This window comes from Nocardia jejuensis NBRC 103114, from assembly GCF_001613145.1.
Lineage (GTDB): Bacteria > Actinomycetota > Actinomycetes > Mycobacteriales > Mycobacteriaceae > Nocardia > Nocardia jejuensis.
In genome coordinates this window covers 1-22,842 of the sequence record NZ_BDBU01000079.1, presented here as the reverse complement: position 1 = coordinate 22,842, position 22,842 = coordinate 1, and the positions used below count along the sequence as shown (strand labels likewise).

Annotated in this window: 19 protein-coding genes; 9 read left to right on the top strand and 10 right to left on the bottom strand. The window is 65.5% G+C overall.

Features of this window, described 5'->3' with window-relative positions; all coding sequences use genetic code 11:
- The 5 genes from NJ1_RS37145 to NJ1_RS37125 all read right to left on the bottom strand — a co-directional run.
- On the bottom strand, positions 1–195 hold a 195-nt coding region (locus NJ1_RS37145; RefSeq protein WP_218025320.1), incomplete at its 3' end, for a hypothetical protein.
- A 164-nt stretch (positions 196–359) separates the two neighbouring features.
- The gene (locus NJ1_RS37140) at positions 360–1,250 is read right to left on the bottom strand and encodes an amino acid ABC transporter permease (RefSeq protein WP_067704826.1); all 891 of its coding nucleotides are present in this window, start codon (positions 1,248–1,250) and stop codon (positions 360–362) included.
- Positions 1,247–1,927, bottom strand: coding sequence for an amino acid ABC transporter permease (locus tag NJ1_RS37135; RefSeq protein ID WP_067704822.1), 681 nt, complete (start codon positions 1,925–1,927; stop codon positions 1,247–1,249). Before NJ1_RS37135 ends, NJ1_RS37140 begins: the two co-directional genes overlap by 4 nt.
- A gap of 101 nt (positions 1,928–2,028) precedes the next feature.
- Entirely contained in the window at positions 2,029–2,862 is an 834-nt protein-coding gene (locus NJ1_RS37130) for a glutamate ABC transporter substrate-binding protein (protein ID WP_067704820.1), read from the bottom strand.
- Between the two features lie 56 nt (positions 2,863–2,918).
- Positions 2,919–3,647, bottom strand: coding sequence for an amino acid ABC transporter ATP-binding protein (locus tag NJ1_RS37125; RefSeq protein ID WP_067704843.1), 729 nt, complete (start codon positions 3,645–3,647; stop codon positions 2,919–2,921).
- Between the two features lie 250 nt (positions 3,648–3,897).
- On the opposite strand from NJ1_RS37125, the gene miaB reads away from it, so the two are divergent.
- Together miaB and NJ1_RS37115 are read left to right on the top strand one after the other, a co-directional pair.
- Positions 3,898–5,472, top strand: a complete 1,575-nt coding sequence (miaB, locus tag NJ1_RS37120; RefSeq protein ID WP_157574640.1) for a tRNA (N6-isopentenyl adenosine(37)-C2)-methylthiotransferase MiaB — start codon at positions 3,898–3,900, stop codon at positions 5,470–5,472.
- A gap of 134 nt (positions 5,473–5,606) precedes the next feature.
- Positions 5,607–6,188 carry an Rv2732c family membrane protein gene (locus tag NJ1_RS37115; protein ID WP_067704840.1) on the top strand — a complete coding sequence of 194 codons (582 nt, stop codon included), beginning with the start codon at positions 5,607–5,609 and terminating at the stop codon, positions 6,186–6,188.
- A 4-nt stretch (positions 6,189–6,192) separates the two neighbouring features.
- Here the strand turns inward: NJ1_RS37115 and NJ1_RS38610 are convergent, their stop codons facing one another.
- From NJ1_RS38610 to NJ1_RS37100, 4 genes are all read right to left on the bottom strand, one after another.
- Positions 6,193–11,001, bottom strand: coding sequence for a caspase family protein (locus tag NJ1_RS38610; RefSeq protein ID WP_084479252.1), 4,809 nt, complete (start codon positions 10,999–11,001; stop codon positions 6,193–6,195).
- 2 nt (positions 11,002–11,003) lie between these two features.
- The gene (locus NJ1_RS39595) at positions 11,004–11,393 is read right to left on the bottom strand and encodes a hypothetical protein (RefSeq protein ID WP_157574638.1); all 390 of its coding nucleotides are present in this window, start codon (positions 11,391–11,393) and stop codon (positions 11,004–11,006) included.
- 133 nt (positions 11,394–11,526) lie between these two features.
- Positions 11,527–12,312, bottom strand: a complete 786-nt coding sequence (locus tag NJ1_RS37105) for a phosphatase (protein WP_067704816.1) — start codon at positions 12,310–12,312, stop codon at positions 11,527–11,529.
- Between the two features lie 171 nt (positions 12,313–12,483).
- Positions 12,484–13,908 carry a DUF349 domain-containing protein gene (locus NJ1_RS37100; RefSeq protein WP_067704813.1) on the bottom strand — a complete coding sequence of 475 codons (1,425 nt, stop codon included), beginning with the start codon at positions 13,906–13,908 and terminating at the stop codon, positions 12,484–12,486.
- A gap of 175 nt (positions 13,909–14,083) precedes the next feature.
- Between NJ1_RS37100 and NJ1_RS37095 the strand changes: the two genes are divergently transcribed.
- The 7 genes from NJ1_RS37095 (at position 14,084) to NJ1_RS37065 (ending at position 21,607) form a co-directional block, all read left to right on the top strand.
- Positions 14,084–14,845, top strand: coding sequence for a class III extradiol ring-cleavage dioxygenase family protein (locus NJ1_RS37095; protein ID WP_067704807.1), 762 nt, complete (start codon positions 14,084–14,086; stop codon positions 14,843–14,845).
- Positions 14,842–15,762: a tRNA (adenosine(37)-N6)-dimethylallyltransferase MiaA gene (gene miaA, locus NJ1_RS37090; RefSeq protein WP_067704804.1), complete on the top strand. Its 921-nt coding sequence runs from the start codon at positions 14,842–14,844 to the stop codon at positions 15,760–15,762. Before NJ1_RS37095 ends, miaA begins: the two co-directional genes overlap by 4 nt.
- 12 nt (positions 15,763–15,774) lie before the next feature.
- Positions 15,775–16,596, top strand: a complete 822-nt coding sequence (locus tag NJ1_RS37085; protein ID WP_067704801.1) for a TrmH family RNA methyltransferase — start codon at positions 15,775–15,777, stop codon at positions 16,594–16,596.
- Positions 16,597–16,777: 181 nt separating this feature from the next.
- Positions 16,778–17,671, top strand: coding sequence for a diaminopimelate epimerase (dapF, locus tag NJ1_RS37080; RefSeq protein WP_067704834.1), 894 nt, complete (start codon positions 16,778–16,780; stop codon positions 17,669–17,671).
- An 84-nt stretch (positions 17,672–17,755) separates the two neighbouring features.
- Positions 17,756–19,321, top strand: coding sequence for a GTPase HflX (gene hflX / locus NJ1_RS37075; protein WP_084479251.1), 1,566 nt, complete (start codon positions 17,756–17,758; stop codon positions 19,319–19,321).
- Between the two features lie 74 nt (positions 19,322–19,395).
- Positions 19,396–20,283 carry a lysophospholipid acyltransferase family protein gene (locus tag NJ1_RS37070; protein WP_245717755.1) on the top strand — a complete coding sequence of 296 codons (888 nt, stop codon included), beginning with the start codon at positions 19,396–19,398 and terminating at the stop codon, positions 20,281–20,283.
- Positions 20,284–20,461: 178 nt separating this feature from the next.
- Positions 20,462–21,607: an acyl-CoA dehydrogenase family protein gene (locus NJ1_RS37065; RefSeq protein WP_067704829.1), complete on the top strand. Its 1,146-nt coding sequence runs from the start codon at positions 20,462–20,464 to the stop codon at positions 21,605–21,607.
- Between the two features lie 9 nt (positions 21,608–21,616).
- Here NJ1_RS37065 and NJ1_RS37060 read toward each other — a convergent pair.
- Positions 21,617–22,842: alpha/beta hydrolase (locus tag NJ1_RS37060; RefSeq protein WP_067704794.1), on the bottom strand; the 1,226-nt coding region annotated here is incomplete at its 5' end.

Sequence of the window (22,842 nt, the reverse complement as noted above, 5' to 3'; positions counted from 1 at the left end):
GGCCGGGCGCGGCGGGGTGGCGGGTGGGGCCGGGCGCGAGGTGCGGGCCTCGGCCATGCGTTTTCGGCCTTCGGAGGCCAGCAACGCGCCCACCGCCGCGGCGATGGCCGTGCAGACGGCCGCCAAGGGAGCGAGAACGCCGATCAGGCTCAGCCCCAGGATGAATTGCTTTCGGCCCCTGTCGTACTCGCTCATGAACGCCAGTATGAGAGCTGATCAGCGGATTGTCCGCTGCTCGGCCGACATTCTCAGGGGTTGATTACATATCGGCCGAAAAGGCGCCTGAACGAAAGACGGCCCCTGAACGAAAGACGGCCCGGTCGGAATTGTCCGACCGGGCCGCATGGTTCGTCATTCGATCAGGGTTTGGTCATCGTGAGATCCATGCCCGGCGGGGCCGTCACGACGCTCGCGGGAACCACGGTGCTGCCACCGCGCTTGCGGGTGCGCAGCCACCGCTCGATCCGGGTGGCGACCACGGTCAGGGTGTAGTTGAGCACGATCATGATCGCGGCGATCACCAGCAGCGACTGCAGTGGATTGCCTTCGGCCGCACCGAGCTGCGCGCCCGAGCGCACCACCTCGAGATAGGTGATCTGGTAGGCCAGCGCCGAATCCTTCAGCGCCACCACCATTTGCGAGACCAGCGCGGGCAGCATGGCCGTGATCGCCTGCGGCAGAAGGATGCTCACCATCACCTGCGTCTTGCGCATGCCCAGCGCCATCGCTGCCTCGGTTTGACCCTTCGGCAGGGACTTGATGCCCGATCGCACGATTTCCGCGATGACGGACCCGTTGTAGATCGTCAGCGCGGTCACCGCGGCGGCCAGCGCCAGCTGATCCGACGGGAAGAGATTGTTCTCCGAGTACAGCGAGAACAGGAAGATCATCAGAATCAGCACGGGGATGGCCCGGGCGATTTCCACGACGGTGCCCGCGACGATCCGCACCGAGCGATGATCCGAGAGCCGCAGAATGCCGAAGATCATGCCCAGCACCAGCGCGAACACGATGGACAGCGCCGCCGCGATGACGGTGCCCTTCAGACCCGGCAGCAGATACGTCGTCCAGATCTGCGATTCCAGGAACGGCTTCCACTTCTCCGCCGCCCACTGGCCCTTGGATTCCAAGCCGCTGTAGAGCACCCACAGGATCGCCGCGAACGCCGCCGCCACCAGCACCGAGTAGATCCGATAGCGCATCCGCGCGCGGGGTCCCGGCGCGTCGTAGAGAACCGATGCCGAACTCATCGCGCCACCTCGAGTCGTCGTGCCAGCCAGCCGAACAGCAGACCGGTGGGCAGTGTCAGCACCACGAAACCGAGAGCGAAGATCGCGCCGATGGACAGCGCCGCCGCCTCGTTCTCGTTCATCTCGGCCATCAGCAGGGCGGCCTCACCGACACCTATCGCCGAGGCGATGGTGGAGTTCTTGGTGAGCGCGATGAACACGCTGCCCAGCGGCGCGATGACCGCGCGGAACGCCTGCGGCAGCACCACCAGTCGCATGTTCTGCATGAACGAGAACCCCAGGGACCGACCGGCTTCGGCCTGTCCCAGCGGCACCGTGTTGATGCCCGAGCGCAGCGACTCGCACACGAAAGCCGCTGTGTAGATGCTCAATCCGAGAATGGCGAACCGGAAGTTGTTGTCCACCAACTCGGTCGGCCCGCTGCCCGCCAACTTGATGCCGAGCGTGGTGTAGAGCCCCAGCGAGCAGAACACGATGATCAACGTCAGCGGCGTGTTGCGGAAGATGGTCACGTACGCGGTGCCGAGCCAGCGCGCGATCGGCACCGGCGACACCCGCATGCCGGCGATGATCGTTCCGAGGATCAGCGCCCAGAACCCCGAGTACAGAGTCAGTTTGATGGTCACCCAGAACGCGTCGAGCAGCCGGGTGTGATAGGTCGAGATCAAGTCGAACACGGCGTCCGCGTCCCTCCGATCGGAATACGAAGCGCGCCGGGCGGAATCACGGGAGACTCGACGTCGAGTCTCGGGGATTCCACCCGGCGCGGGTCAGCAACTCAGTACCGGTCGACCGTCGGCGGCGCCGGAACGGTGAAGCCGGTGCTGCCGAAGTTCTTCTCCAGCGCGGCCTTCCAGGACCCGTCGGCGATCATGGCGTCGATCGCGTCGTTGATCTTGCCGCGCGATTCGGTGTCACCCTTCTTCACGCCGATGCCGTACTTCTCGGTGGTGAACGGCGCACCGACCACCTTCAGCGCTCCCGGCGACTGCGCCGCGAAACCGCGCAGGATGATGTCGTCGGTGGTGAGCGCGTCCACCGAACCGGACTTGAGCGCCTCCACGCACAGCGAGTAGGTGTCGTACTCCTGCAGCTGAACATCCTTGGCGTACTTGTCCTTGATGTTCTGCGCGGGGGTCGAGCCCTTCACCGAGCAGAGCTTCTTGTTGCCGTTCAGCGATTCCGCGCCGGTGATGTCGGTGTTGTCCGAACGCACCAGCAGCGACTGGCCGGTGACGTAGTACGGCCCGCCGAAATCGACCTTCTCCTTGCGCTTGTCGGTGATCGAGTAGGTGGCGACGATGAAGTCGACCTGCCCGTTCTCGATCAGCGTCTCGCGCTGCGCCGACGGCGATTCCTTGAACGTGATGTTCTCCGGCTTCACGCCCAGCTTCTCACCGACGTACTTGGCGACGTCGACGTCGAAACCGCTGAAGGAGCCGTCCTTGTTGCGCAGACCCAGGCCGGGCTGGTCGTACTTGATGCCGACGGTCAGTTTGCCGTCCTTGGCATGCTCGGTGGCGGTCTTGTCGCTGCCGCCGCCGCAGCCGGTGGCGACGACCGCCACGGCGAGGGCTCCGGCAGCGATCCGGAGCACGTGGTTGAACCTCATCGAGCGTCCTTTTCTCTCATGCAGAATCGTCGAGCGTGTGGTCAGGTCGAAGTCGGTCAGTGACTGAGAATCTTGCCGAGGAAGTCCCTGGCGCGATCGGATTTCGGTGCGGTGAAGAAGGTGTTCGGATCGGTGTCCTCCACGATCTGGCCGTCGGCCATGAACAGCACCCGATTGCCGGCCCGGCGCGCGAACCCCATCTCGTGGGTGACCACGACCATGGTCATGCCGTCCTTGGCCAGCTGCACCATCACGTCCAGCACCTCGGACACCATCTCCGGGTCCAGTGCGGAGGTCGGCTCGTCGAACAGCATCACCTTCGGATTCATGGCCAGCGCGCGAGCGATGGCCACGCGCTGCTGCTGCCCGCCCGAGAGCTGCGCCGGGTACTTGTCGGCCTGATTGCCGATGCCGACCCGATCCAGCAGCTCCATGGCGTGAGTCTTGGCCTCCGCCTTGCCGATTCGCCGCACCTTCACCGGCGCCAGCATCACGTTGTCGAGAATCGTCTTGTGCGCGAACAGATTGAACGACTGGAACACCATCCCGACGTCCGCTCGCAGCTTCGCCAGACCCTTGCCCTCGGCGGGCAGTTCGACCCCGTCGATGGCGATGTCCCCGGAATCGATGGTCTCCAACCGGTTGATGGTGCGGCACAGCGTCGACTTACCGGATCCGGAGGGTCCCACCACGATCACGACCTGCCCGGTGGGCACTTCGAGATTGATGTCACGCAGAACGTGCAGTGAGCCGAAGTGCTTGTCCACATTCCGCATCGAGATCATCGGCGCGGTCTTGCTGATGGATACGGCGTCCTCGGTCATGACCAGGGACCTTAGTAGGACCGTGCCCGAATTGCTCGTCTTTGGTACGCGCGGACCCACTGTGCCGCGACTCGACACCACCCCGTAACCGAGGGTTGACGACGCGGTGACCCGCGAGATCGGGGTCACTCGCGCCCCGCTGCGATCCGCTCCGACGCGGACGGGGTGCGGGGGCGGATCGGGCAGCCATTACCCTGGTTGGGTGAATTCGTTGGGGCAGGTTTCAGCACGTAGCGCGGTCGACGAGCATGGTGCGGCAGCGGCGGAGGCGCGGACCTACGAGGTCCGCACCTTCGGCTGCCAGATGAACGTGCACGACTCCGAGCGACTGTCCGGTCTGCTCGAGGACGCGGGTTACGTGAAGGCCGGCACCGGATCCACGGCCGACCTGGTGGTCTTCAATACCTGCGCGGTCCGCGAGAACGCCGACAACAAGCTGTACGGCACGCTGAGCCACCTGGCACCGCTCAAGGCCGAACGCCCCGGCATGCAGATCGCGGTCGGCGGCTGCCTGGCCCAGAAGGACCGCGACACCGTGGTCAAGAAGGCCCCGTACGTCGACGTGGTGTTCGGCACCCACAACATCGGCTCGCTGCCGGTGCTGCTCGAGCGTGCCCGCCACAACGAGCAGGCCCAGGTCGAGATTCTCGAATCCCTCGAGGCGTTCCCCTCGACGCTGCCCGCCAAGCGCGAATCCGCGTACGCCGGATGGGTGTCGATCTCGGTGGGCTGCAACAACACCTGCACCTTCTGCATCGTGCCCGCGCTGCGCGGCAAGGAGGTCGACCGCCGCCCCGGTGACGTGCTCGCCGAGGTGCAGGCGCTGGTCGATCAGGGCGTCACCGAGGTGACCCTGCTCGGGCAGAACGTGAACTCCTACGGCGTCTCCTTCGCCGATCCGAGCGAGGAGCGCGACCGCGGCGCGTTCGCCAAACTGCTACGCGCGTGCGGGCGCATCGAGGGCCTCGAGCGCGTGCGCTTCACCTCCCCGCATCCGGCCGAATTCACCGACGACGTCATCGAGGCCATGGCCGAGACGCCGAACGTGTGCCCGCAGCTGCACATGCCGCTGCAGTCCGGATCCGATCGGGTCCTCAAGGCGATGCGCCGCTCGTACCGCAGCGCCAAGTTCCTCGGCATCATCGAGAAGGTGCGCGCCGCCATGCCGCACGCGGCCATCACCACCGACATCATCGTCGGCTTCCCGGGCGAGACCGAGGAGGACTTCCAGGCCACCCTGGACGTGGTGCGCCAGGCGCGCTTCACCAGCGCCTTCACCTTCCAGTACTCGATCCGCCCCGGCACCCCGGCCGCCACCATGCCCGATCAGCTGCCCAAGGCCGTGGTGCAGGAGCGCTACGACCGGCTGATCGAACTGCAGGAGCAGGTGTCGCTGGAAGGCAATCAGGCCCTGATCGGGACCGAGGTGGAACTGCTGGTCGCCGAGGGCGCGGGCAAGAAGAACGCCGCCACCGCCCGTATGAGCGGCCGCGCGCGCGACGGGCGGCTGGTGCACTTCCGTCCGCCCGCCGATCTGCCCGCGGGCAGCGAGATCCGCCCGGGCGATGTCATCGTCACCGATGTCACCGGCGCGGCCCCGCACTACCTGATCGCCGACGGCGCGATCCGCTCGCATCGGCGCACCAGCGCCGGTGACGCGCACGAGCGCGGCCTCACGCCCAAGACCCCGCCCATCGGCGTCGGCCTGGGACTGCCGCGCATCGGCGCGCCCCTGGTGTCGGCCGAACCGGTGGCCTCGGGCTGCGGTTCGGAATGCGGCGCGTGATGACGGACGATCGCCCCGCGGGCGAGGACGACGCCCGCGAAACGCCTGCCGATCCGGAATCCGCGAAACCCGATTCGGCACAGCCGGATTCACCGCCCGACCCCGCGGCAGAGCAGCGGAGGAACGAGGAGAGCATGAAGCCGACCGAGGACAGTCAGGACTTCGAGCAGTTCCGCGCGGATCTCGAGGCCGTCGAGCGCAAGATCGCCGGCGAGATCGACCCGGGCGTGCGCGCCATGGTCGTGGCCGTTTCGGTGTTCGCGCTGCTGATCTCGCTGGTCCTGCCGCACGCGGGTACCGCACGCGGGTTCGACGTGCTGCTGTACGACGCCGCCGCGCAGACCGAGCACATCGGACTGCCCTCGCGCGTCTTCGAATGGTTCGTGGTGGTGTTCGGCATCGGCTTCTCGGTGCTGGCGCTGATCACCCGCCGCTGGGTGCTGGCCTGGATCGCGGTCGCGGGCTCGGCCATCGGCAGCGTGTTCGGGATCCTGTCGATCTGGCACCGCCAGACCCCGGGCGTGGACAACTACAGCGGCGCGGGCCCGGCCGTCGGCCTGATCGTGGCCACCATCGCCATCATCGTGCTGACCTTCCATTGGATCCGCGTGGTGTGGAGTCGCACCAACATGCAACTGGCCGCGGAGGAGCAGCGCCGCCTCGCCGCCACGGCCGCCGAGGAGAACGATCGCCGCAAGCTGTTCGGCGACAACTGACCGATCATTCGGTACGTTGCCAGCCTGACGATTGGCGTGGCTTGGGACCTTTTGCCGCAGATCGTGTCTTATTGCGACGGTTGATCTCAGTGATAGCTGCGAGGGCTTCGACCGGGACCTTGCGCCATCCGTGGGCTTGCCATACGAGTCTGGCCTGAAGCCGTTGAAAATCCCACGGCATCCATTCCTCCCCGAACGCCTTGTGTAACCGGCCGCTCGGCTTAGCGGCTTCAGCGAGGGCCCGAATCCATTGACTCTCAGCATCGAGAGCGTGACGCCAGCCTGTAAGAGTTTTTTCGCCGTACAGCGGAACCTCTCGACCTGCCACATTGTATGCGATCAGCGCCGCAGCGGCCGCTGCCGGCGAATCCGGTGGACCATCGCGTTTCTCGAGAGTGTCAAATGCGTTGTCCATCATTGGTTCCATCCACGGTTCGGTTTCGAACGAGGATAAGGCCCACAATTTCTGGTGTGGAACCATTGCATCGATGAAGCGCGCGTCCGGCGGAATTCCCAACCTGAGCCGTTTGCCGAGCCTGGCCGAAGTCCATGCAGCCCACCCGATTCCATGCCAGTAGCGCCCACGGTGCCGCATCGGAACCTGGTCGGGTGTGACATTCAGCCGAATTGACAGCACGTTTTCGACATCTGCCGACGTGAGGAGTCCCGTGGCGACCATGGACTCCGCCGATCGCGCCACAGTATCGATCGGTGCCCTGGCCAACAGCCATCGGGCGTGGCTCGTGCTCGCAAGATCTGGCAATACGTCTGGAACCAGCTCCGACAGTATTCCGATGAGTGAGATGAACCCTGCAGCATCAGCGACGTTGTATCGGTCGAGTCGGCGGCGAAGTGAGTACAAGTTGATCTCGTGAGCAATCGTGATTGCGTTGGCACGTCCTGAGTTGCCGACAATCCTAATAAGAGTCTGGATCAGGCCAGGGTTGTTGATCACCTGAATTTGCTGGCTCCACGTATGGCGGAGTCGATCTGCTATCTCAGTCGGAATCACCGGTGCGCACAGACGATTCTCTGCATCGGCCAGATCGCTCAAAGCGGCCGCCTGTGCGAACAGGTCGCCACTAACCTCCAGGTCCTCCAGTGCATCACGTAACAACTCGGTTTCCCTGCATGTATCGACAAGCCGGCCTCCGGCAACCTGTGAAATCTCCGTAGTCGCGGAAATCAGATCGGCTAGGTCGGTGGAAGATCCACGCCGTGCGGCCTGCGACAGCCGCAATGTGTGGCTTTCGGTGATCCTTTTAGCGTCCGTACTACTCAATTCGTTAAGGAGGCGAAGCCCTTCTGGTAAATCTATATCATCGGCATCGAGCACGCGGCGGGACCAGTCATGCCCGGGGCGGGTGGTGTCGAAAGCTCTTTGAAATGCTCCGATAATCACCTCACCTGCGTCATGTCTGCCACTTAGCACGAGCGTCGAAGTCACCGCTTTGGCAGCACGCAGCGCCAGCACGACGTTGCCTTCGCCTGAGAGGTCGTCGAAAAGCCTACTGTCGGTCCATGTGGTTCCCGATTCTTCGACCTCGTTTGCAAAGTCGGCTTCGATCCCGGGAAAGAGCGCTACTCCCAGCTCATGATAGGCGACCAGCGCTCCTGGATTACGAACATTGAGCATTCGTAACAGAACTCGGTCACGGCTGATCAACCCTCGGGTTCGAAGTTCGGTGAGAAACGCCTCGCCCAGCGCATCTTCGACCGACAAGATGAGTGCGAGTCGAGCGCCGTTCTCCGAACCGGACCGCTCGAGTTGATCCTCGATAATCTCGAATGCGCTGTCCTTGACAGATTCCAGCAGTGCCGTTCGCGATCTCACGAATCCCTCAATCAGGTGGACCACAATGCTGGTTTGCGTATTATGGGCCATAGTATCCGCTAGAAAATCGGTGCCGAGCGCATAGGCCAGGGTTTGCGCAAAGCCGCCGTCGAGAATACCTCGGTGCTCTTCGCAGTCGGCCGCAGATTTCAGCAGCATGCTCGCGCTCACGGCGTCCCCGTCCGGGCGGATGGCTGTCGCCAGCGAACTGGCCAAGATATTGTCTGCGCAGCCCGTACGCGTATATAAAGTTCTCACGGCGAGGTCCGGTCTGATAGAGCCAAGGCTTCTCAGCAGGTTGGCCACCGCGATCGGTGAGGCGTTCCGATAGATCGTGGTTGACCAGGTATCGACGTCAATCAGTCCGACTATCTCTGCGGTGAAGCGGCGGTCGAGTCGAACGCAGCGACTCAACATCTGGTTCAATTGTGCGGTGTTGGCCAGCCGTAGTTCGTTTTTTATCTGCTGCTCTAACCGGAGTGCACTGTCCTCATCCGAGATCTTGCGTGCGAGAATACAGCGCACGGCCAGCTGCTCGAGTCTGCCGGTATCTGGAAATGATCCGCGAACCAGGTCGTCGGCCGCGACGTCGTGCGCTGCTGAAGCCCCTTGGAGTGTGTCGATAGTTTGAGCATTTATTTTGAAAAGGTCGAGAGCAAGTGTCAAATCTGCCAATACGGGCGGGTTCGACGGGCGTAGCAGCAGTGATCCCCAATGGTCGATATTTTTTCTGTCGATCCGACGCATCTGCCGCAGAACGCGAAGAAGTCGTCGCCGGGTTGCGGCCGGCCATCTGTGTTCGGCGAGCTGCTGCTCCGCAATCGCCATCAGCCGACTTTCGGCCTGTGCAAGCCCAGCGGGCCGGTTTCGACCGCGGTGCAGATTCCGTAGCAGATCCAAAGCCGATACCGCAGTGGGGAGTCGGATATCGCAAAGATCATCCCGCAGAAGAAATCTGCAGAATCTCACCCCGAGCTCCCCGCTCTGTGCGCTCGGCAGTGTTGTATGAACGAACGACAGGATCCTTGTCACAGACTCTGAATCGGCCCAATCATCCGCCCAGATGTCCCAGGTGCTCGGTCTGGCGCGAGAGGATCGACTGAATTCCTCCAAGATTGCGTTGAAGACGCGTCTATTGTACCGAAGCCGATTCAGTGTGATCAAAACATCAGCCTGGCGGTGTGGGGACAGCAGCAGAGCCCGTAGATATTTGGTGACCACATTCAAGGCGACGGGATACGCAGCCCCAGGGCTGAAGCGGAAAGATATTTCGCTGAATCCAGCTTGTCTTGCCAAAATCGCCCTGCACAAGAACCCGCTGTTCAACCTAACCATTTGGTTCTTTTCACTGTATTCGAGTCCGAGTCCAATCAATATTTCGCTGATAGAAACGACTTCGTCCAGTGGGCACCACAGGTTGAACCTGCTCAGCGCCGCCACCTTGTGCAGCGCGGTGAGTTGCACACCCGTGACATCACCGATGCGGTCCTCCCAGACTGATCGGATTACCTGCTCCTCGGCATCGGGGTCGTGCCATCGCGAGCCGAGTTGGGTCAACGCCCAGAGGTCGGAGCCGACAACTTCCAAGAGGTTGGTGCGTGCTCTGTTGAGCCGGTCCTCGGGCCAACCCAGGGTGTTGGGGTTATGTGCAGGTGTGAGGACCTCGGCAACGAATTCTTTGGCGCTGTGACCGACAACGGATTGGACATTCCGGTTTCCGCCCACCATCCAAGATTTATGCTCATGGTCTCGCTGGACCTGTCCGCGCTGGATTTCCAGCGACGCAAGAACGCTGACACCGAAACCACCCCGTTCGGCCATGTCCTGTAGTCCGGAAATGAATTCGGCCCATGCGTCGCTCCACTCGAGCCCGTCGACAACCAGTAGGCATGGCTGGTCGTCATTAGCTGCGAGTTGCTCGGCGCGCCTTCGGAATGCGCCCAGAAGTTTGTGTGCATCCTCCGGCTCGCAGGACGGCACGAAAGCATGAAATCGCCAATTACTTGCTACCAAGAGTTCTGCGGTGTCGTTGAGAATCCAAGTTTTGCCGCTGCCCACAGGACCACTCACGAACATGGTTGTCGGATGGCCTGCGGTGAACCTTCCGACAAGCTCCTCGACCTGCGGGAGGCGTACGTGTACGGTTTTACCGTTGCGAATCGCGGCACCCGTTCGGTCGAAGTCCACTTCCTTCAACCCATTCCGGGCCAAAGTGTGCGCGATGTGCCCCGGACGTTGGGCCAGGTAAGGGCCGTCGTCCCCGTCAGTACCCCAGGCTCTAGGGCGCGGTCCGGGCTCGCCATCCGGAGGGCGCATGGCGATGACCACGTCGTCGAACGAGACCAGACCCTCGTCTTGTGCACCCGCGATGCCCCTTAGTGCTGTGATCAATCGCGCGCTGAACGGGCTCGGCTCATCGGCGCTCGGAGCATCGAGGGCGTTCTGGTACCCGGTCCCCGCACTGAGGACCTTCACGCTCTTGGGTCGTGGCAGGTGCTCGGGCTGCCGCGCATCCGCGAAGAGAGCATCGAACTCCTCGAAGTCCGGGGTGCTGCCCTTGAAGGCGACGCCGGACCGGCAGCAATCAAGAATTACGATTACTGACCTTGCAGGTGAATCCTTGATCCACTCGTAGCACTTGTCGAATGACAGGCTGCCGCCGTCGAGTGCTGCCATATCAGATTCGATCGAGGTGAGGCATAGCTGCTTGTTTCCGACGCTTGTCTCGCCATGGCCACTGTAGTAAAGAAGGAGATGGTCGTCAGCTGTCGCAGTACTCAAGAATTTTTGTACGGCAACTCCGAGCTTCCCCGACGTAGGGTCGAGTAATTCTGTGACGGTGAAGAGTCCGAGTTCTCGATCTTCGAGCACCCTGCGCAGTTCGCGCAGATCGTTAGGCGGCCCCTTCAATGGGCTGAACCCGCTGTCTGCTGCATAGGAATGCACACCGATCAGCAGGGCCCGATACTCCTGAGGCATTTTTAGTCCAGTCGCTTTGCCATGTCCTCGGCGAAAGCGAGCATTGCTTCATCGGACACATTTTTGCCATCGAGTCGGATAATCTTAGTATCCCCGCTCTTATCAGTCACGCTTATTCGAAGTAATCGGTCGCCACGCTGCTTCAGCCATACTTTCGCTACGCTGAATAACGCTATGAGTCCAGGGCCGCCGATCACTACGGCCCGAACGATCGGTTCGACCTCTCCGATGCCCTTCTGGCCACCCTCGGTACTGCTCAGTATCTTAATGCCTGCCAGGGTCAGATCGTCCTGTAGTCCGACGACCTGTTCGAGAAATGCTGGATCTGATCTAGCATATTGACGGCTAGCAGTCTCGATGGTGACCTCTGTGCGACAATTTTCCTCTTTCACTAGGCCTCCTGTGTACCGTGGGGACAACAAGACTATGACTAATTTCGCGCACGGTCACTGTCCGGTTATCGATGAGGCAATGATTGGCCGCAATTAGCGATTTAATACCGACTGAAGAGTATTTTTATTTGCCTCAGGGCCGCGAGAGGATGTATTCGCCCAGCAGGTCGTACTGTTCGGGGTCGATGCCGTCGTCCAGCGGCACCGCGACCGCGACCGTGCCCTCGTCCTCACCGACGAACAGCGCCGGATCGTTGCAGTCGGCGAAACCGATCGCGTCCAGCCCCGCCTGCGCCGCGCCGCCGCACCAGCCGTGGTCGGCGACAACCAGATCCGGCATGGGGATGCCGTCGTGGGCCAGGGCCGCCAGCACCATGTTGATCGGTGTGGGGGAGTGCGTGTGGATCGGGCCGCCCGAATCGGCCAGGGTGGCGACCCTCAGGAAGAAGTCGATCTCCAAGCGCTGCGGCACGCCGCGATTGGTCCCGTCGTAGCTCAGCCCCGGCGGCGGCTCGACGATGCTGCCGCCGGCCTCCTCGTGCGCGGCGGCGAGCTGCTGATAGAGCCGCGCGAGCGTGCGCGGATGGCCGGTGGCGAACAATACGCGCCGGCGTTCCCGCAGGGCCTTGTTGAAGCGGGTGGCGTACCGATCGAGGGCGTCGGCGGTCAGTTCCGGATCGATGGTGTCCACCCCGCGCCGGTAGTTGCGCCGCGGATCCACACCCACCTTGCGCACCATCAGGTCGAGAATCGCATCGCTGTCCCACTGCGGCCCCGGATCCAGTCCGAGCAGGTAGTGCGGATCCCGTTGCGCCAGCAGGTGATAGTGCAAACGATTGTTCTCCCGGGGCGTCGCCACTCGCCCCGCCATGCCGGTCTCCAGAAGGTGCGAGATCAGCTCTTTCCGACTCGGTGCCATGGGTTCGAGCCTAACCAGCACCGCCCGATTCGGTAATCCGTTGCGCCGCTTCCGCTATCCGGTCATGGGCGCGCTGCCGGGTCATGGATGACACGGCGCGGCGACCTGGCCCCGGGATCCATACCCGTACGCCAGGTCGCCGACGCCGTGCAGCGGGGCCGGAGACGGGACTCAGCGCTGGCTGACCGCGCCTTCGGCCGCCTCGGCCCATTCGCGCCACTGCTTGGCCTGCTCGAGCGCCTTGTCCGCATCGCGAGTCTTGCCCGCGGCCTGCGCCTTCGCGGCCTGCTCCTCGAACTGGGCCACCCGCTCGCGGAACTGGGCCGCCCGGGCCATCGCCTCGGGATCGCTGCGCCGCCACTGCGCGTCGACCGCGTCACGGACCCGCTTCTCCACCGCCCGCAGCCTGGCCTCGAGATCGTGCATGCGCTCGCGCGGGACCTTGCCGATGGCGTCCCACTTCTCCTGCAGATCACGCAGCGCCGAGCGCGCGGCGTCGAGCCCGGCGGCGGGGTCGATGTTCTCGTAGGTGAGCAGCAGCTCTTCCTTGGCGGTGGCATTGTGCTCGAACTCGGTGTCGCGTTCGGCGGCCGCGGAATTGCGGGCCGCGAAGAACACGTCCTGGGCGGCCTTGAACCGCTTCCACAGCTGCTCGTCGGCTTCGCGGGGCGCACGGCCCGAGGACTTCCACTCGCCGAGCAGATCGCGGAAGATCGCGGCGGTCCCGGCCCAGTCGGTCGAGTTCGACAACTCCTCGGCGCGCACGCAGAGGTCTTCCTTGTGCGTCTTGGCCGAGGCGCGTTCCCGATCGAGCTCGGCGAAGTGCGCGCCGCGACGGCGGTTGAACGCCTCACGCGCCTTCGAGAAGCGCCGCCACAGCGCGTCGTCGACCTTGCGATCCACGCCGCGGATGGTCTTCCACTCGTCGAGGATCTCGCGCAGGCGGTCGCCCGCGACCTTCCACTGGGTGGATTCCGCGGCGATCTGCTCGGCTTCGGCGGCCAGGATTTCTTTGCGCTCGGTTTGCTCGTGCCGACTGCGGTCCTTCTCCTCCTTGGCGTGCGCGGCAGCCTCGTCGGAGTGCTCGATGATGGCCTGCAGGCGCAGGGTCAGCGCGTCCAGATCGCCGATCACCGAAGCGCTCGGCAATGTTTCAGCAAGTGCGGTGGCCGCGGCCTTGGTCTTGCGGGCGTCGGTGCCTGCGGCCAGGCGGGCCTCGAGCAGCGCGACCTCGGTGGCCAGGTCGTCGAAGCGGCGGCCGAAATGCGCCAGCCCCTCGGCCGCGTCACCGGCCTGCCAGGACCCGATGACACGCTCGCCCTCGGCGCTCTTGACCCAGGCGGTGCCGTCCTCGTCGACGCGTCCCCACTGGCTGGGGTCGCTCGAGGCCGGAACGATCACCGGGTGCGGGTGCGGATGAGCCGGGCCGGGCGCGGGTTTGACGGCGTGCGGTTTCGGGGCTTCCGGTTTCGGGCTCACGCCACCGGGCTTGGGACCGGCGGCATCGGCCGGGGTCGGCCGGGAAGCGGCGCCGGGCACAGGCGTCGGGGCCGACTCCGGGTGGGTAGCCTTTTCGTTTCCGCTGTTCTCGGTCATCGCTCCTCGTCCCTGCCGCGCGTCACGGCTGCCTGGTTACGCTCTAGCTCATCCGTATTGCTCTTCCCATTCAACCAGGCTGAGATGGGAAATGCTGTCTTTGAGGCCACCTCCGTGGCGCGGCGACCCGGGCGGGGTGGGGCTGGTGAGGTGCGTTAGCGCTACGGTTGACGGCGTGTTCTGTGTTGCGTCGCTGGTCCCCTCACCGCCCGCGCTGGTACCCGAACTCGGGGGTGCGGCGGGTGCGGCCGGTGACGGTGAGGTCGCGGTGCTGCGTACTGCGGTATTGACAGCGGCCGGGGAACTGGCCGAGAAGGCATCGCGCTGGCTCGTGGTCGGGGTGGACGAGAGCACCCGGCGGCTCGGGCCGGAGACCACCGGCAGCTTCCGCGGCTACGGAGTGGACGTACGGGTCGGTTTGTCCGGGGGGCTTGGCACCGAACCCGACCCGAGCCTGCCGCTACCTGTGCTGATCGCGGGCTGGCTGCGCGGGAGACTCGCGCCCGGAGTGAGCGCCGAGGCGCAGACGATCGCCGCCGACGCCCCCGCGAGCGCGTGCCGGGCGCTGGGCGCGAGCCTGCGCGCGGAACTCGACGCCGATCCCGCACACTGCGGCGTACTCGTCGTCGGCGACGGTGCGGCAACCATGTCGACCGCCGCTCCCCGCTATCTCGATGCCCGCGCCGAGGGCGCGCAGGCCGACATCGACCGTGCCCTGTCCGCGGGCGACCGCGCGGCGCTCGCGGCCCTGGACTCCGGTCTGTGCGCCGAGCTCGATGTCGCGGGCCGCCCTGCCTATCAGGTGCTGGCCGGACTGTTCGAGACCGATGCCGCCGACCCGAAGGTCGAAACCCTCTACGCCGCAGCGCCGTTCGGCGTGGCCTATCACGTGAGCGTCTGGTTCCCGGACGAGGCCGAGCGGGGAGAGCGGGTGTGAGGCGGCCCGTCGCCGTCGTCGGCCCGACCGCCACCGGAAAGTCCGATCTCGCACTGGATCTGGCCGAGACCCTGCACGGCGAGATCGTGAACATCGACGCCATGCAGCTGTATCGCGGCATGGACATCGGCACCGCCAAACTCACCGTGCACGAGCGCCGGGGCATTCCGCATCATCAACTCGACGTTCTGGACGTCACCGAGACCGCGACGGTCGCCGCCTATCAGAACGCGGCGCGCGCGGACGTCGAGGCGATTCTGGCGCGCGGCCACACGCCGGTCATCGTCGGTGGTTCGATGATGTACGTGCAAGCCCTGCTGGATGATTGGGACTTCCCGCAGACCGATCCGGCGATCCGCGCGAAGTGGGAGACGGTGCTGGCCGAACGCGGCGTCGTCATCGTGCACGAGGCCCTGAAACAGGCCGACCCGGTGGCGGCGGCCGCGATTCTGCCCACCGACGGCCGTCGCATGGTCCGGGCACTGGAGGTGGTCGAACTGACCGGCCGCCCGTTCGCCGCGTCCGCGCCGCAGATCGGCGAACCCCGTTGGGGCACGGTCATTGTCGGCGTCGACCGCGACACCCCCGAACTGGACGCACGCATCGAACTGCGCACCGCCACGATGTTCGGCACCGGTCTGCTGGAGGAGGTGCGGGGCCTGCTCGAGCACGGGCTGCGCGACGGCCAAACCGCCCGCCGCGCCATCGGTTACGCACAAGTCCTGGACCACCTCGATAACGAATACGACCTGAACGAAGCGCAGGAGCGCACCTTCATCGGTACCCGGCGCTATGTTCGGCGGCAGCGCTCGTGGTTCCGCCGGGACCAACGGGTGCGATGGGTGGACGGCGCCGATCCGGAGTTGACCTCGACGGTGCTGGCCCTCATCGATTCCGCGCCGACGAAGGACGAATAGGAAATCCGCTAAGTGACGCGCCGCGTGAACACCCGCAACGCCTCGGTCCAGGTGTGGCAGGCATATCTGAACAACCGGGCCAGCCGCCTGCGCGACAATCGTTTCCTGGTGCACGGCATGAAGCCGCTCACCCGGGCGTTCGAATGTCGTTGGCCGCTGGAGACTCTCGTCTACCGGCTGGGCGCGCCCGAGCTACCGGACTGGGCGCGCACGGTGCTGGATTCGAGTGGCGTGCCGACCGTCGGGCTGGTGCCGGAGGTGATGGCCGAGCTCGGCCATCCGTCCGAATCGGTGCCGGAGTTGGTCGCGGTGGCGGTCTCGCGCCGGATGGAACTCGACGATTTCGCCCCCGGCTCCCCGGAATCGCCGGCGACGGTCGTCGTGATCGACCGGCCCACGTCCGCGTCGCGGCTGGGTGCGCTGATCAGCTCCTCCGCGGCCTTCGGCGCGAGCGGAGTGATCATCACCGGCGCGGGCGTCGATCAGTACGACCCGCACAGCGTGCGCGCCTCCGATGGCGCGCTGTTCGCCGTTCCGGTGCTGCGCGCCTCGGGTCCGGCGCAGGTCGGTGCGTTCCGGGACCGTCAACGCGCCCGGGGCATCGGCACCCGTATCGTCGGCAGCGACGATCGCGGCGGTGTCGCCCTCGACGAACTCCGATTCGGCGGCGCCACCGTGCTGGTCGTCGGCGACGAGGGCGAAACTCTGACCCCGGCCTGGCGGCAGGTGTGCGACGAACTGGTCTGCATCCCGACCGACGGTCCGCTCGGAGCACCCTCGTCGGCGGCCGTGGCGCTGTACGAAATTTCCCGGCAGCGCCGGATGGTTGGATGAAGCCGAAGGACTCGGCGAGGCCGTGCGAACGGCAACGGTGAGCAGCGCCCAGCCCACAGCGCCGGGCGACCTACCCGATCGACCCCACGATCACCGACGACCACGACCACGACCACCGACGACTACGACCACCGACGACTACGACGAGCGGACCATGACGAGCGAGAACAGCGCCGCTGATATCGAATTCAGCAAGGGACACGGCACCCAGAACGATTTCGTGGTGCTCCCGGACCCGGACGCGTGGCTGGAACTGACCGAGTCGCGCGTCGCCGCCCTGTGCGACCGGCAGCGCGGCCTCGGCGCGGATGGCGTGTTGCGGGTGGCCCGCGCGGGCGCGCTGTTCGAGACCGGTGCGCTGCGCGAACTTCCCGAGGGCGTCGGCGCCCAGGACTGGTTCATGGACTACCGCAATGCCGACGGCTCGATCGCGGAGATGTGCGGCAACGGCGTGCGGGTGTTCGCGCACTACCTGGTCGCGACCGGCCTGGAACAGCGCGAGGAGTTCGTCGTCGGCTCGCGCGCCGGTGCGCGCCCGGTGCTCGTGCATCACGCCGATCCCGTGCACGGCCAGGTCACCGTCGCCATGGGCACGGTGACGGTGCTGGGCGCCTCGACCGCCGCGCTGGACGGCCACGAGTTCACGGGGCTGGGCATCGACGTCGGCAATCCGCACCTGGCGTGCGTGGACCCCGAGCTCACCCCGCAGGCCTTGAACGCGCTGGATCTGACGCGCGCTCCCGGCTTCGATCACCTCCTGTTCCCCCACGGTGTGAACGTCGAGATTCTCACCGCCCTGAGCGTCGGCTCGGACGGCCGCAAGGGTGTGGACATGCGCGTGTACGAACGCGGTGTCGGCGAAACCCGTTCCTGCGGAACGGGAACCGTGGCCGCGGCCGCGGCGGCCCTGGCCCGCGACGGCTTCGATCTGGCCGCCGATTCGGGTCAGGTCCAGGTGCGGGTGCCCGGCGGCAGCGTCACCGTCGGCATCGAGAACGGCGCGGCCACCCTGCGCGGCCCCTCGGTGCTGCTGGCGACAGGCCGGATCGCGGCGAAATGGTGGCAGGACGCCTGAGCTGCGGGGCGATCACCTCGCGGAGGCACGCCGGGAAATAACCGAATGCGCGTTCGGGTTGGTCCGTGGGACCATGGAAGGCGTATGAGTAAACAAGAGACTTACGAGTTCACTCCCGCTGAGGAGATCGTCGACGAGGCCGAACAGGCCGACGTCGGCAAAGGCTGGACCGCCGCCGAGCCCACAGTCGGTGATATGCAGCTCGAGGAGCGCGCAGCACTGCGGCGCGCCGGCGGGCTGTCCACCGAACTCGAGGACGTCACCGAGGTCGAGTACCGGCAGCTGCGCCTCGAGCGCGTGATTCTGGTCGGTGTCTGGACCGAGGGCAGCACCGAGCAGGTCGAGGCGAGAATGGCCGAGTTGGCCGCGCTCGCGGAGACCGCCGGTTCCGAGGTGCTGGATTCGCTGATCCAGCGTCGCGACAAGCCGGACAAGTCCACCTATATCGGTTCCGGTAAGACCGAGGAACTGCGCGAGATGGTGCTCGAGCACGGCGCCGACACCGTCGTGTGCGACGGCGAGCTGTCGCCCGCGCAGCTGACCGCGCTGGAAAAGGTGGTCAAGGTCAAGGTCATCGACCGGACCGCGCTGATCCTGGACATCTTCGCCCAGCACGCCACCTCGCGTGAGGGCAAGGCCCAGGTCTCCCTCGCGCAGATGGAATACATGATGCCCCGCCTGCGCGGCTGGGGTGAGTCGATGTCCCGTCAGGCCGGTGGTCGCGCCGGCGCCAACGGCGGCGTGGGTACCCGTGGTCCCGGTGAGACCAAGATCGAAACCGATCGTCGCCGCATTCGTGAGCGAATGGCCAAGCTGCGCCGCGAGATTCGCGAGATGAAGACCGCGCGCGACACCAAGCGGGCCAAGCGCGTCTCGAGCGGCGTCCCGCAGGTGGCCATCGTCGGCTACACCAACGCGGGCAAGTCGAGCCTGATGAACAGCCTGACCAACGCCGGAATCCTGGTGCAGGACGCGCTGTTCGCCACCCTGGATCCGACCACCCGCAAGGCCGCGCTCGAGGACGGCCGCGAGGTCGTGTTCACCGACACCGTCGGTTTCGTGCGCCACCTGCCCACGCAGCTGGTCGAGGCGTTCCGCTCCACCCTCGAAGAGGTGACCGGCGCGGATCTGCTGCTGCACGTGGTGGACGGTTCGGACGCGCTGCCGAACGAGCAGATCAAGGCCGTGCGCGAGGTCGTCACCGACGTCCTGCGCGAGACCAAGACGCCCGCGCCGCAGGAACTGCTGGTGGTCAACAAGATCGACGCCTTGGATCCGCTGGAGCTGACCCAGCTGCGCGGCTGGCTCCCGGACGCGGTCTTCGTCTCGGCCAAGACCGGTCAGGGAATCGACGCCCTGCTCGCCCGCCTGGACCAGATCCTCGGTGGTCTGGACGTCGAGGTGAGCGTGCTGCTGCCGTACACCCGCGGCGATCTGCTGGCGCGCATTCACGCCGACGGCCGGATCATCGACTCCGCGCACGAGGAATCGGGAACGCGCGTGCGGGCCCGGGTGCCGCAGGCGCTGGCCGGTGTACTCACCGAATTCGCGCACGCGGGATCGGATTCGAGCGCCGAGTTCGATTCGAGTGCTATGTCTGATTCGAGTGCTGTGTTCGATTCGAGTGACGAGGATCTCGAAGTCGAGTGAGTCACTCATAGTCGATGCCCTGCAGTGACTTTCGTTACGATGACGTTATCGAAAATCCTGCAGGGAGGGTTGTCTTGTCGCGGAACGACACTGAATTCACCGGTGCCGAGAGCAGTGCGGATCGCAGAAAGCTCACCGATGGTGCGCCGCTGCATGTCGAATTGACCGATATCGATCGGCTCGTCATCGACGCGATCACCGGACCGGCGCGGGCGTGGTTCAGCCCGCGGTTCCACGGGTTGGAGAACTTCCCGCTCGAGGGTCCGGTGCTGCTGGTCGGCAATCACAGTCTGGCCGGGGGCACGGACGCGCCGGTATTGGCGCACAAGATTCTGGTGGAGCACGATCGGCTGGTTCGGGGACTGGCCGAGAATGTTCTCATCGACGTCCCGATATTGCGGGATGGCTTGCACCGCTTGGGAATCGTGCGTGGAAATCGCCACAATTGCACCACATTGCTGGAGCAGGGCGAGGCCGTGGCGGTATTCCCGGGCGGTGGTCGAGAGGCCATGCGCGGCAAGGGGCAGAAATATCAACTGCTGTGGGAGGGCCGGACCGGCTTCGCGCGGATGGCCATCGAAACCGGCGCGCCCATCGTGCCGATGGCGATGGTGGGTGGCGACGACATCTTCGACATCATCTTCGACGGCCACGACCCGGTCATGCGCCCGGTGCGGGAATTGGTGAAGGCATTGGGCCTGCGCGCCACCCTGACGCCCCCGCTGATCCGTGGTGTCGGCCCGACCCTGCTGCCCAAGCCCGAGCGCTTCTACTTCTCGCTCGGCACGCCGATCGAGACCACCCCGTGGCGCGACTCCCCGGATGTGGAGTCCGCGGCGTCGGAGTTGCAGGTGATCGTGAAGAAGGCCGTGGAGGAGGAGCTCGCGTTCCTGCTCGGCGAGCGCGACCGTGACCGGGGTCGCGGGCTGCTGGGTCGCACGCTGTCGGCCGTCGGACTCTGAGCGGGTCCCCGGCCCCGACGCTAGGTTTACCGGGGTTCATCAGCTGCGTTCTGCGATGTCAGCGGCGACAACCGCAGTTCGAGCAAGTTTCCTGGGGTTCGAAGTTAACCCTGATTCGACTTTCGAGTACCGTATTGAGCACAGGCGATGTGCCGATGTGGTCACTCAGGAGGTTGGCATGGAACGCACCCTTTTCGAACCCGAACACGACTTGTTCCGGGAGTCGTTCCGTAAGTTTCTCGAGCAGCACGTGGCTCCCCACCACGAAGAGTGGGAGCAGGCCGGCGTCGTGGATCGCTCGGTGTGGCTCGAGGCCGGTAAGCAGGGCTACCTGGGCACGGCCGTACCGGAGGAGTACGGCGGCGGTGGCGTGAAGGACTTCCGCTACAACGCCGTGGTCACCGAGGAGGTCACCCGGGGGATGTACTCCGGTCTGGGCTTCGGACTGCACAACGACGTCATCGCGCCGTACCTGCTGGACCTGGCGAACGAGGAGCAGAAGCAGCGCTGGCTGCCCGGCTTCTGCTCCGGCGAGATCATCACCGCCATCGCGATGACCGAGCCCGGTACGGGTTCGGACCTGCAGGGCATCAAGACCCGCGCGGTCCGCGACGGTGACGACTGGGTCCTGAACGGCTCCAAGACCTTCATCACCAACGGTATCAACGCCGACATCGTGATCGTGGTCGCCCAGACCGATCCCGAGAAGGGCGCGATGGGCTTCTCGCTGCTGGTCGTCGAGCGCGGCATGCCCGGTTTCGAGCGCGGTCGCAACCTCGACAAGATCGGCCTCAAGGCGCAGGACACCGCCGAACTCTCCTTCAGCGATGTGCGCGTTCCGGCCAAGAACCTGCTCGGCACCGAGGGCATGGGGTTCGTGCACCTCATGCAGAACCTGCCGCAGGAGCGCCTGTCCATCGCGGTCATGGCCGCCGCCGCCATGGAATCCTGCCTGGACCTGACCATCCAGTACGTGCGCGACCGCAAGGCGTTCGGCAAGCCGATCGGCGCCCAGCAGAACACCCGCTTCGTCCTGGCAGAGCTCGCGACCAAGACGACCGCCGTGCGCGTGTTCACCGATCACTGCATCGCCCTGCTCAACCAGGAGAAGCTCTCGGTGGAGGACGCCGCCAAGGCGAAGTGGTGGAGCACCGAGGAGCAGCTCGACCTCATCACCAAATGCCTGCAGCTGTACGGCGGCTACGGGTACATGCGCGAATACCCGATTGCCAAGGCCTACATGGACGCTCGCGTCCAGACCATCTACGGCGGCACCACCGAGATCATGAAGGAGATCATCGGGCGCAGCCTGAAGCTCGCCTGATCCGGAGGATCATCCGGCCGTGAGGCCGAGCCGGTCGGCGAGCCAGGGCACCTGCTGCGCGAGCGCGGCGGACCAGGCTCGCCAGTCGTGGCTCCCGGCCACCAGGTGACAGCCGACCGAGGCGATGGATGCGATCGCCTTGGCGCACAACGCTTCCTGTGCCGGGCGGTACAGCTCGTCGGAGCGGCCGACGACGAAGACCCCCGCGCTGGCCGGGTATCGGTGAGTCTCGAGCAGATCGGCGGGATTCACTGCCCGGAAAGCGGATTCGTCACCGCCGAAGGCCGCGGCGACGGTGCGGCCACGATCGCCGAGGGTGGGTTCGTCCTGACCGGAGAAGTCCATGAAGGTCGGATACACCTCGGCCGCCGTGGTCGCCAACTGCAGGGCGCAGGTGCCGCCGTAAGACGCGCCCGCGATCGCCCACGCGCGATGGTCGGGATCGACCCGCAGCTGAGAAGTGATCCAGGCGGGCACATCTCGGGCGAGATAGCCTGCCGAATCGCCCAGCGCGGAATCGAGGCAGAGCGGGTTCGCGAAACCCCCGCCGGTGGCGTCCGGCATCACGACCACCGGCGCGAGGCCGTGGTGATCGGCCGCGAACGCGTCCATGGTCTCGGTCAGCCGCCCCGACACCAGCCAATCCCCGGGCGCGCCCGGTTGGCCGTGCAGCAGCACCAGCACCGGCAACACCGGTTGCGGATCGGCGAAATAGGCGGGTGGCAGATAGATTCGGGCGTCCCGGCCGGTGAATCCGGACGTCGTGCCCGGAATGGCGGCGGTCGCGATCGAGCCCGCGGCGGAAAGCTGTTGCGCCGGTTGCCACACCGGTTCCAGTGGCGTGCCGCTGACCGTACCCAGCCGCGGCGCGGGCAACTCCGCGAGTGACACCGTGGGTGAGCTCGTGTATCCGAACGCCGCTCCGAGACTCTGATACGGCGCGTACACCAGGTTCATCTGGGTCGCCGCCGCCAGCAGCACCGCGAGCACCGCGCACGGAGTCACCAACCGCCCCCTGAGGTCCGAGGCGATCGCGCGGGGAACGAGCAGGATCAGCGCGGCGACGATGACGCCCGCCCAGAAGTGGATGCGTGCGGGAAGTGCGTCCGGGAACGGCCGCCACCACTTGGCCACCACCAGGGCTGCCGCCGTGGTGAGCGCGACGGCCGCCGCCAGCGCGGCAGGCAGTGCGATTCGCCGGAACCAGCGGCGGCGGCCGCCCACCAGCCACCCCG

Excerpts from the sequence above, each read along its gene's own strand:
- NJ1_RS37140 (WP_067704826.1), bottom strand. The coding sequence starts at position 1,250 with ATGAGTTCGGCATCGGTTCTCTACGACGCGCCGGGACCCCGCGCGCGG.
- NJ1_RS37130 (WP_067704820.1), bottom strand. The coding sequence starts at position 2,862 with ATGAGGTTCAACCACGTGCTCCGGATCGCTGCCGGAGCCCTCGCCGTG.
- NJ1_RS37125 (WP_067704843.1), bottom strand. The coding sequence starts at position 3,647 with ATGATCTCGATGCGGAATGTGGACAAGCACTTCGGCTCACTGCACGTT.
- NJ1_RS37115 (WP_067704840.1), top strand. The coding sequence starts at position 5,607 with ATGAAGCCGACCGAGGACAGTCAGGACTTCGAGCAGTTCCGCGCGGAT.
- NJ1_RS38610 (WP_084479252.1), bottom strand. The coding sequence starts at position 11,001 with ATGCCTCAGGAGTATCGGGCCCTGCTGATCGGTGTGCATTCCTATGCA.
- NJ1_RS37105 (WP_067704816.1), bottom strand. The coding sequence starts at position 12,312 with ATGGCACCGAGTCGGAAAGAGCTGATCTCGCACCTTCTGGAGACCGGC.
- NJ1_RS37100 (WP_067704813.1), bottom strand. The coding sequence starts at position 13,908 with ATGACCGAGAACAGCGGAAACGAAAAGGCTACCCACCCGGAGTCGGCC.
- hflX (WP_084479251.1), top strand. The coding sequence starts at position 17,756 with ATGAGTAAACAAGAGACTTACGAGTTCACTCCCGCTGAGGAGATCGTC.
- NJ1_RS37065 (WP_067704829.1), top strand. The coding sequence starts at position 20,462 with ATGGAACGCACCCTTTTCGAACCCGAACACGACTTGTTCCGGGAGTCG.